Origin of the sequence: Bacillus sp. B1-WWTP-T-0.5-Post-4, from assembly GCF_009183795.1 — a bacterium.
Lineage (GTDB): Bacteria > Bacillota > Bacilli > Bacillales > Bacillaceae_G > Bacillus_A > Bacillus_A cereus.
The window spans coordinates 107196-118166 of the sequence record NZ_WEIJ01000006.1 but is presented as its reverse complement, the minus strand read 5'-3'; the positions used below and the strand labels follow the sequence as shown (position 1 = coordinate 118166).

The window sequence follows — 10971 nt, the reverse complement described above, 5'->3', positions numbered from 1 at the left end:
TTTCTCGTCTTCAGATTTGTATACTTTGTTAAAAGTTATTTTATGCCATTTAGCAACTAATTGTCAACTAATTCAAAATATATCCTTATCTTTTTTCCCTATTCTTATACAATTACTTTTCAAATTCTCGCAATGCTGCTAAATTTTCATCATCCTCAATAAGTTCAGCAAAGAATCCCGATTCATCCTCACGAAGGACAAATTCAAGCTCTTCCTTCGCCTCTTCATTTCTATTTAACTGCGCTAAATAACAAGCACGATCATATCTTGCTAACAAATCACTCGCGTCAATTATTAATACTTCATTTGTTATTTTTTCTGCCTGTATCGTTTGGCCGGCACCATGATATGAAGATGCTAAAGAAAGAAGAATTGCTGTTTCATTTGGATGATGTATAGAAGCATTTTCTAATACATGAATTGCCTCTTCAAACCTTTCTTGACTTTGATATATTTCTCCTAAAGCAAGAAATGCTCTACTTACAAACGGTGTTTGCTCTGTTAATTGTAAGATAATCTTTTCTGCTTTTCTTTCTTCCCCTGCTTTAAAGAATACTTGTGCTTGCAGAAGAAGAGTATCATAATCATCTGGTAGTTCTCGAACCATTTGTTTCGTTAATTCCAAAGCATCTCTTAACATATCTTCTTCCTCGCACTCAACGAAAAGATTTACAAGTTGCTTCGCTACTTCATAATCCCATTTATTTTCTAGTGACGTGTGCAGAATCTCTATTGCTTCTTTATTCATCTCTACATTCTCATAAAATAGCGCAAATCGCTGTGCTGCCATACTATTTTTCGGATTTAACTTTAAAGAGATTTCATATAAATCAATTATCATAGTAACCATTGAAATTTCTTTCGCACGATTTTTCATACGATAAAAAGCTCTCGTAATGATAGATCGTTTCGGCTGTTCATGCAGCTGGCGTTCAATCCATATTTCCGTAACCGCAGCTGCAGCATACATGAATGCTGTACTTCTTTCTGCTTTTTTCACCTTTAACGTATGAAGAAAATCTCGTATGTTAGACAATTTTTTATGTTGCTCTACTGCTTTTACATAAACATCAAATATACGTTCATTATCAAAATCTTTTTGTATTACTTTCATTGCAACTTCAATTGCTTTTACATTTCTTTTTTTCACTAATACTTTTGCATAATGATATAGAACTTCTATATGCTCACCATCTAATTGTAGTGCGTATTCAACCTGTGCTTGTTCTTTATCTATTTCATTCATCGCTCCGTACACATACGCAATCGCATCTAAACGCCATATTTCAGGTACTTCGTCCGCTAATTGTTCTAGTTCAGTCAGCAATTCTTCCTGAAGATTCATATCTACTGAAAGCTGTGCTAAATATTCCATATTAATATGCAACGGCTCTTCTTTCATCGCCTGAACCATATGACTTTGTTCTTTAGAACGGTTTTCTTCTTTTTCGTATATTTCCGCAAGCTGTAAATGTACACCTACGAAATTCCCATCAAGCTCTAAACATGTTTCATACGCTTGTTTTGCTTCCGTCAATTGCCCTAATGCCATAAGTGTTTCACCAATTCGGTAATACGGTAATGCCGTTTCCATTTGTTCTATCGCCTTATTATATCTTTTCATCGCTTGGCCGTACTGTCCAATAGATTCATATAAAATACCTGCATAACAACCGTACTCACTTACTTCATTTCTTTCTTTGTGTAACGTTCTTAAAAATGCTATACCTCGTTGTACAAATTCCGTTCCTTTAATTCGATTCACATATTCATCTAACGCACTTACTACATTATAATCACTTTTCTTTATACCATTTTCTAACTTAGATAGTGCTACTTTAAACCCTTCTTCATTTCCACCAAGTTCAATTTCAGCATCCCATAAAACCATTCCTGCATTCATGAGGAAATCTTGGCTCTTTTCAATTTGCTTCTCAAGACCAAGTATATATTCTTTTGCTTCCTTATATTGTTCTCTTGCCATATAAACTTGTGTAAGTCCGAAGTGAGAATAAACATCCTCATCATTTTCTTCTAAAGCACGCTTATACAATACTTCTGCTTCTTCCAAGCTATCATTTTGAAAATGATAATCACCTAATTTTACGTAAAGAGGTGCTTTATCATCACAATTCTCAATACCGTTTAATAAAATTTCTTTCGCACTTTCCTCATCCTTCAAATCAGATTCGTATATTTCCGAAAGTTTCGTATAAATGTAAGGTGCATTACTATCCAAATGAATCGCTACTTTAAGCCCTTTTATTGCTAAATATAATTTCCCTAGTTGATGTGCACATCTCGCTCGTTCATACCATACATGCGCTTCATATTTATACTCTTTTAACAAGTCATTAAAGATTTCATATGCTTCTTCATATCTTTCTAAATCTATTAATATTAAACCGTGATTTGTTAAAGTGAACCTTTCAGGACTACGCTCTAATGCAACTTGAGAGTATTGCATTGCTTTTTCAGATTGATCAATATACATATAGGATAAAGCGAGAAAACTCCAAGCAATAGGCTGATCTGCATCTAATTGTAACGATAAACGAAAGCTTGAAATCGCTTCTAGATAACTTTCCTTTTCAAACGCATATCTTCCGTTTATTAAATGATATAAAGCACGATTATTTTTCTTCTCAACGCTTGTCAGCATTTGCTCCGCTTTCTCTACTTCTTGAAGACGAATAAAACATTGTGCACCATGCAATTTAACAAAGTCCGAGTTCGGAAACTTTTCCATTAACTTATCGATACAATATAAAATAAATTCTTTATCTACTTCAACATCTAAGTGCTTTATCGTATATAACCACGTATTTGGATTATCACTCGTTTCTTTTAAAAATTGTACTAAGTTACTAATTCCCTCTTTGTCATGTTCATCTAAATGATCCGTAAGAGAAAAAATAGATTTAAAGTAACGATTTTCTTCCTCACTTAGAAACGCTAGTTGCTCCTTCTTTTCTTTCGGAACAAACGTGATTGCTAAACAGCCTGTATAACGATATTTTTCTTGTAATTTACTATATTCCACAAGAACTGGTTCTATAAAGTTTGGATCTTGAACATAGAAAGCTTGCAATGTATCATCATATCCAGATAGAACTTGTACGTGTGAAGCATGCTCAATATCTATACTTAATAAAACAGGAATTCCTTCGTCAATCAGTCTCTTATAATTCTCTTCGTTCCCTTTAAAATAACGATATTCATAACCTAATTCTTCTAAATAAGAAACAGTATCTGAAAACTTCGATCCTGTCATATCAAAAATAAACTCTGCTATTTCATCTTGTGTACGTTTCTCTCCCCATATACGCAACATCATCTCTAAACTTGTCGGAACACAATAATTATCCTTTTGTACAATTGGAACTATCGGCAAGTGAACCTTTTTTCCATCCGGATTTTTTTCTAAATTATGATATAAAGATTCTTTTAAACTCTTTTCTTCTTTTAATAGTTTTTGTAAATCTGCAAATTTATTCATTTTGTACAGTGCTTCTGCACGTAAATGTACAAAGTAAGTATTATAGGCATGATATGGCAGCTGAGTATTTATGTTATCTATTACCGCTAACATCTCTTCATATTGCTCTAAATCTAATAAATACTTTATCTTCTCAAAATGAAAATATGGTACTTGTGGGAATTTTACAATCGCATCATCGATTAACTGTATCGCGCGTTTTTGTTCTCCTTTATTCGCATACAATTGTGATAATAAATAGGTAGATAACTCTTCACAATCTTCATGCTGCATGCCAGCAATAAATTGTTCTTCCGCTTTCTCCCATTCACCTGTATGCATATAAACGTAGCCCCATTTATCAAACACTGCGCGCGCACTGTACTCCTCTGCTTTTTGCATATACATTAACGCTTCTTCGTTTCGTTTCGTTTCTAAAAGACATCGTACTAACGTAAAATATGTTTTCGCTAAAAAATCTGCATCTATTTCTTCTTTACTTAACTCTTCTAAAGAAGATTTTAACAACTGCTCTGCTTCAAGAATTTTCCGCTCATCAATTAACTCATCACAATATAAAGAGAGCGTTCTCATATTTGGGAATTTTTTATAAGCGTAACGAATGAGGAATGAACTGTATTGGTGCATAAGCCCTTCATCAGTAAGGCGAATTAATATATCGAACTCCTTATGCGAAGGAATATTGGCAAGCCAATTCTTCACATAGGATAAAGTATTCGTTTCTTTTATATATGCAATTTCATTATTTATTTCCTGTAATCCATCTACAAATCTCTTGTCTTTTAAACAAGTTTCTAATTGCTTAAAATCTAGCATGCATTCACCTCGAATTTATATTTAAACTGCTACTTGCTTAGATTTTACACACCATATAGTATGTATTCAACTAAAATCTCTTAAAATGGATGGTATTAATTAATATTATTCAAATTTATAACAAAATATAGTAAAAACGATTGTTTTTCTCCGTATTTTGTTTAATTATATGGAATAACGTAACATGCGGTTTTTATCTTGTAGAAGCTGAAATTAGTACATAAAATTATATCGGCCATAATTCAAATATATCAGCGATTCTTTCATTTTATCGGCGATTTTCAAATTATATCGACCGATTCTTAACATTTATCAGCGATTATATGTCGAATATCGACTTATCGACATTAAACGACAACCCTTATACATCATACCTTTTAACAAACTATGTCACCAAATGTAATTTTCATATTGGGAGCGTATACAAAAGAAGAATACACATGAAATATGTTAAAAAATCGTAGTTCAGCTTCATATTGAGCTAGCGCATTATCATATGTTAATCCTCTGGCTATTAAACGTTCTACAAATTGTTGCTTATCACCCGGATCACCTGCAATCCCCTCTTCTTTTAATGATTGATACAAATCGTTTTTATCATTGTGATGCATATTTGAATCTAAAAAGTTCACTTTATCGCTTACTCTACATTCAATATTTTTCACACCTAATTCACTTAAATATATCGGTATTTTCATGCCTATATTGCCATCTTTACCATTTCTTTGCGTATCACTTTCAAATAATTTCTGCAAAACACCTAGCTGAATAAATTCCGATTGTTTCTCCCCATCTAGTAAATAAGAAGCCATATTAGAAATCCAATGTGGTTCAAAACAGATTATTTTTCCACCCTTTTTAACTGAATGTATCATTTTTTCTAGCATTGTTTCTGGAGTAGTCATATGTAATAAGAAAGCATGACAGATTGCTATATCGTATTTATCGTTCAGTTCAATTTCTGTAGCATCTCCTTCAAGAAATTCTGAATCATACGGAAGTAAACGAAACAACTCTCTGGCTTCAGCTAATAATGTTTCTCCACTATCAATACCTGTATACTTTGAACCTTCTGGGAGTAATGGCATTAATACTAATCCTAAATAACCATATCCACAACCGTAATCAACGATATGTACAGGCTTAGTAATCTTCCAAACTGTATTTACTAAAAAGCTTACATAATCGTCGTTGTAATATAAATCTCTCGTGTTTTTTAAATATGTTAGTTTATTGTTCCAATTATACGTTTCCAACATCTAACGCCTCCTTTTATATACAAAACTAAAGTTCTCTATATAATAGCCGTATTCCTACACTTTTCTTAAAATTTCAAAGCAAAAAAGCTAGTGTATTTTTAATAATACACTAGCTTTTTATTTGGAAGAAAAATTTAACAAGTACAATCACAATCAAAACAATCCGTACAGTCTAAATCGTCACAATCTGCTTTTCTCTTTCTTTTGTTTCTTTTAAGATAATAATACAGTAGCCCAAACAATAGTATACAAATAACAAAAGCTATTATTGCTTCTGTATACTTATTTTGAATCATAAAACCAATTCCACTTCCGCCTGAAATAAAAATTAGAATTAAGTAAATCCAGAACATCTATGTAAATACCTCCATTACTATATATCTTAAGATAATATCCATATAACACTAGAGGAAATGAATAATCCCATACCATTACCGCTTAATACACCAGTAGTTATTCTTAGCAAATTTGAGCTACTTCTCCATTTCCACTTTTGGGTGAACCCATCGATAAGTAACGGAATTTGAGCGAAAAATGATAGTATGATTGCCAAAAGAAATGAAGGTGTCATATAAAAATAAATTGGAAACATTAAAATACCAATAAGCATGCCTGTACAACGCGCACATAAAGGTATGTACTTTTGTAGTTTAAAAAAACTCCTATCTAATCTTCTATGACAAGGAATTTGTAAAATAAAAGTTCGAATCAATATGAATCACCCTCTCTAAAAAGATTTTAATTGATTTTGCAAAAAAAATATATATCCAATAAAAAAACAAACCAGGTTTATACTAGACCCAGTGTGCTGTGACAATTATTATCGTTACTATAAAAGCTTGGAAACCTCAAAATAATATACTTACTTCTTCGTTTTGCAACAATTATTATCGTTACTATAACCTCAGCTTTCTAAATATTAGTTTTCTAACAATTACATCAATCACCGTTACTAAGATACAATTTACAATTCTATCTTAAATTTAAATGTATACTACATACATCTATGTTCATATTCCTTTAACACTGAACCTAAACTACTAACTTGATAATTCACCTCAATAATTATTTATATTACACTTTATCTTTAATTATTAAGAATTAGTGGTGTATTTATTATTTAAAATCTTTTTCCTCTTAGTAGTAAATACTATATATTCTCTATTTTTTGTTCTAATTAAATTTTTTTGTACCACTATACGGTAATCTCACACGCATTATCTCAACATTTTGGCCAGCTAAATTAGAAATTTCTAGTAATTTCAATAATATCATTCAATGAAATCGCTATAGTAACTGTTGATGCTGTGTATAAAGACAAGCCTAAAAAAGTAATCGTGATTGAATTAGAAAACACGGACGAGGGTTGGAAAATAAGTAAATCATAGAAAAAACGGTCTATTTTTAAAAGACCGTTTTTTATTTTCTTCTATTTATATTAATTTAAATCGTTAGATATTGAGAGAATATATTAGTTTAATTTAAAATGATTTTTAAGCTTTGGAGAATTCATAATAATAGTGTCGATTATAACAAATGTAAGTAATGCTTCAGACGATGTCATAAATAGATTTTCTATAGGTAAATAATGTCCAAAGAATATATCTTTGGGAACATATTCTAATTTTTCATATGTGAAAATTAAGCAATTTTTTGTAAAGTATATTAACAGTAAAATTGTGTAGGTAATAATTCTGAAATTAATTTTGTCCAATCTATTTTTCAATTTAGTGGACAATTCTTTTACATGACCGGTATTAATTATTATATTATACGCTTTAAATATGGAATTGTAAGATCGTTCTGCATAGTAAGCTAATACAATAGAAAACCCTAACCACATAATATATGTAATGCAATTTGAATCAATATAGGATAAAGCTAGTATTACGGCTGCATAAATAATGACAAGCCCTATAAGAGTACTGTATACCCCTATGCTACTTAATAATGTTAATGGTAATATTAATATAAAATAGGTGAGAAATTTAAGTGATCCCAAAATTAACCTACCTACAATAGAATTCTCAATATCTACCTTCTTTTTTTGAATTAATATCCCCATTACTAATATGTAGAAATAAAGTGAAAACCAAATTGAAAGTACAATTTGAAACCAGCTCATACATTTACACATCCATTCAAATTGTTATATATCTTTTTTATTAGTCATAAAAAAAACATATAAACATTTAATATTTTATATAAACTCCTATATTGTTATTATACATAAAAAAGGTGAAATTATATCCTAAGTTTGTGATAAATTTCACCCATTCATTAGAATTCTGTATTTTACACCATTAAATATTGCAGTTGTTTTATCCGCTTTTGATTTTAGAATGCATTGGTATATGTTCAATTTCCTTATTTTTCGAACTACCGTTATATTAAAAATGACTAGAAAATATTATATTTCTTTCATTATAATTTTAGTCACCTAATAATATCCCACTTTTCACAGGAATATTAGGCATATTATTAGGTTTTTCAAATGCATTCCAGAACCAAAAATTATATTCTTCCAAACTATTAAAATGACTAATTTTTGCTTCTTTTCTCGCATGATAGGAAGTCATATTTTTAGACATTCCGAATACTTCTAAGATTGTCGGCTTATCTGTATCAAGTAGTAATCCATCCGGTAACATACATTCCCATTGTGGATGGTACTTATAATCATGGATACGCTGTACTAACCTTCCCTCGCTACATAAAATATTGTACAGAGATCGTTCGTATGAGCTCTCTACAACAACTCCATATGTATTAATGGGTACAATTGCTATATCCAGGATAATAGGCTTTTTCCCGTAAGAATTTGCTTTAGCATATCCAGCAATAATATATGGTCCTTCCTTTACGTTAGTTGAATTCATTATGGTATTTAATAATCGCGTTTCTATTTCATATATGAATATTTCCTTGGTTTTAGGATTGCGTGCACTTATATGATAAGTACCTGCATCTATCTCTTCAGCTGCAACAAATTCTAGAATAAAATACGCTGGAAGGTTGAAGTTATGTTTTTTTTGAATAACATAAATTGATCTTTCCTGTCCGGTTGTCGAGGTTAAATCATGTAAAGTAAGGTTATGTTTGTTTAATATTATTTTTCTTGTTCGTGTGAATATAAGATTATGCCAAACTTCTGCGAGACCTGGATAAATACTTTGTTTTTTACCTGTGTAAAGATCCCAAATATAAAGATCCCAAGCCTGAATTAAGAGTTTGCGTGTTAATTCATAAACTGTTAGTGGATTAGTTGAGGCTCCATTTTTTTTAAGCTGTTTTTCTTTTTTTTGTGAAGTATCTTCTTTATTATTAGTTTCTTCATTAATATTACTTGTGTTAGTAGAGGGTATATTTAAGTTCACAATTATAGTGCCATTTTTTTGCTCACGCCAATTCTGTATGTAATTATTATGGCGAGTATAATTATCATTAAATTGATTACAATGAGCCTCGTGTAACTCTTTTTGATCGCGGAATGTCATTAAAGAATAATTTTTCTGACCTTTTCTAATGCTCATTTGAATTATGTTTTTATTTGAACAAGTACAAAATAATTCAATTTCTTTAGCTAATAATTGTCTTTTTAAACTGGATAATAATCTATTTTTTTCATCAGTATTTAATGTTTCTTCAATCCATTCATATGACATATACTTTATTTCGTTAGTAATAGTGCTTCTTTTCTTGAGATATGTCCCCATTTCATCACTCCTTTGTTAATTTAATAGGGCAACTTAGCAGATGTACATTTTTTCGATGGAACTTCCACTATATGTTGTGTTAATAGAATTATATCACGTAAATTTTACCAATGCATAGCAATAGTGTAGCTTTAAAACTTAATTTGATTAAACATCATGACTCTATTATAAATCCACATGAAAGCCTACCTTAATTTATTACAAAAAGTTAAATTTGTATATTTTAGAAAAAATTATGATATGTTTATACATATACTAATATAGAAAAGGAAGGGTTTTTAAATGATTAAAGATGTATATCAAATAAATCTTGATACTGATATTCTCGTAGCATTAAGAGATAAAGTAAATGAACAACAACATATTACTATTAATAAAATATATGGTAAACACCGTGCCTGGGATAAAATTTGCGCTATAATGGATAGACTTGATGATACTGTTGGTTACTTAAATGAACTTAAGTTAAATACTGGTAAGTACCAGAGAAGTGCGTTTGATTTCTTTGAATTTATTAATAATGCATCAGTAGTTGTAGATTGCATACTAGATTTAGCAAAGATTTTTCAAGTACCTGATGAAAAAATAACGAACTCTACAATGATATTTAATCAACCTGGTAAAGATGGCCTAGGAACCGATAAGAGATATTTTGAATACTTACGCTCTTTGTGTTCGGTTCATCCAGTAGGAACAGATAGACACAAAAGATATCAAGATAGTGCATTTGAATGTAGCCCATACGTAATGTGGAGTAACAGAGGTATCGGTTTCAACAATGATTCTGAGCTTACTGCAATTGTTTATACTAGTGAAGATGGTGCATTTAATAAAAGAATCAACATATATATCCATAAAATATTTGAATATATTGAGAGTAGTTTGGAATTTGTTAAAGAAATAATACATGCAATTGATCAATATCAAAAAAATGTTATTTCTAACTTTAAAAAAAGCCCCATAAAAAAAGAAAACGAGTTTGATAATTATATTGAGTATCTAAAAAATCTAGATTTAGAATTGAAAAATCGTTACGGTTCAGAAGCATACCACCCTTTCAATTACATTATTAATTTATTTGAACTAAAGATATCAAATCCTGAAAACCAAAATAAGATGAGTTTGTATCAAAGCGCATTAAAATACGCTATAGGATTCGAGCATAATCGTTTGCAAAATATGAGTTATGAAGGATTTGAAAATAACGGATTGCTATCTGCTCCCAAAAATACAGAGACAACCTTATATTTCGAATTATATTCTCCTTATAGCAGAAGTGAAAAACAAAGAAAATACAGCTATAATTTAGAAAAAGTTAGTTATTTAAATTCTGATGAGATTGAAAGTGATGGTGATAGAGATTGGGCATATCAAAAATTAAAAGAGGCACTTCCATTTCTAGAAAATTACGTATCTTTTCAGAGGGCTAAAGGAGACTTTGAGCATTACGCGTTGGTTCAATTAGCATTGTACCTGGATTGCTTAGAAAATACATGCGTTATAAATAAGAATATTCCCAATGACTTGAAATACCGAAGCAGACTGTTACTGGTTGATGAGATGAGTGAACTACATTCTGATAAATAGCTTTTCATTTAGAATTTTTGAATATTGAAACCATATTGGAGCTTTTTATAATTGAAATAGTATTTTTTAGAAACATCATTCAACAAACGAGTAC

Annotated in this window: 7 protein-coding genes, 1 pseudogene and 1 other annotated feature (1 of these 9 cut by a window edge); of the genes and pseudogenes, 2 read left to right on the top strand and 6 right to left on the bottom strand. The window is 30.5% G+C overall.

Going from position 1 to position 10971, the window contains the following annotated elements; genetic code table 11:
* Positions 1 to 20, bottom strand: a binding site (T-box leader); it reaches 221 nt to the left of the window's first position.
* 92 nt (positions 21 to 112) lie between these two features.
* From GBN91_RS19095 to GBN91_RS19080, 4 genes are all read right to left on the bottom strand, one after another.
* Positions 113 to 4315 (bottom strand): bacteriocin-processing peptidase family protein, encoded by a 4203-nt coding sequence (locus GBN91_RS19095; protein ID WP_152122038.1) that lies wholly within the window; start codon positions 4313 to 4315, stop codon positions 113 to 115.
* Between the two features lie 377 nt (positions 4316 to 4692).
* Entirely contained in the window at positions 4693 to 5571 is an 879-nt protein-coding gene (locus GBN91_RS19090) for a class I SAM-dependent methyltransferase (RefSeq protein ID WP_142384855.1), read from the bottom strand.
* Positions 5572 to 5708: 137 nt separating this feature from the next.
* A complete protein-coding gene (locus GBN91_RS19085; RefSeq protein ID WP_000498601.1) occupies positions 5709 to 5927 on the bottom strand; it encodes a hypothetical protein in 219 nt (72 codons plus the stop codon).
* Between the two features lie 29 nt (positions 5928 to 5956).
* Entirely contained in the window at positions 5957 to 6286 is a 330-nt protein-coding gene (locus GBN91_RS19080) for a DUF2085 domain-containing protein (protein ID WP_000621475.1), read from the bottom strand.
* 565 nt (positions 6287 to 6851) lie between these two features.
* Between GBN91_RS19080 and GBN91_RS19075 the strand changes: the two are divergent.
* A pseudogene (locus GBN91_RS19075) lies at positions 6852 to 6962 on the top strand (DUF4878 domain-containing protein); the annotation flags it as partial.
* An 83-nt stretch (positions 6963 to 7045) separates the two neighbouring features.
* On the opposite strand, the gene GBN91_RS19070 reads toward GBN91_RS19075, so the two are convergent.
* Entirely contained in the window at positions 7046 to 7699 is a 654-nt protein-coding gene (locus tag GBN91_RS19070) for a hypothetical protein (RefSeq protein ID WP_152122036.1), read from the bottom strand.
* Positions 7700 to 8006: 307 nt separating this feature from the next.
* A complete protein-coding gene (locus tag GBN91_RS19065; protein ID WP_152122034.1) occupies positions 8007 to 9290 on the bottom strand; it encodes a hypothetical protein in 1284 nt (427 codons plus the stop codon).
* Between the two features lie 282 nt (positions 9291 to 9572).
* On the opposite strand from GBN91_RS19065, the gene GBN91_RS19060 reads away from it, so the two are divergent.
* The gene (locus GBN91_RS19060; RefSeq protein ID WP_152122032.1) at positions 9573 to 10877 is read left to right on the top strand and encodes a hypothetical protein; all 1305 of its coding nucleotides are present in this window, start codon (positions 9573 to 9575) and stop codon (positions 10875 to 10877) included.
* The last annotated feature ends 94 nt before the right edge of the window (positions 10878 to 10971 follow it).

Excerpts from the sequence above, each read along its gene's own strand:
- GBN91_RS19060 (WP_152122032.1), top strand. The coding sequence starts at position 9,573 with ATGATTAAAGATGTATATCAAATAAATCTTGATACTGATATTCTCGTA.
- GBN91_RS19070 (WP_152122036.1), bottom strand. The coding sequence starts at position 7,699 with ATGAGCTGGTTTCAAATTGTACTTTCAATTTGGTTTTCACTTTATTTC.
- GBN91_RS19065 (WP_152122034.1), bottom strand. The coding sequence starts at position 9,290 with ATGGGGACATATCTCAAGAAAAGAAGCACTATTACTAACGAAATAAAG.
- GBN91_RS19095 (WP_152122038.1), bottom strand. The coding sequence starts at position 4,315 with ATGCTAGATTTTAAGCAATTAGAAACTTGTTTAAAAGACAAGAGATTT.
- GBN91_RS19085 (WP_000498601.1), bottom strand. The coding sequence starts at position 5,927 with ATGTTCTGGATTTACTTAATTCTAATTTTTATTTCAGGCGGAAGTGGA.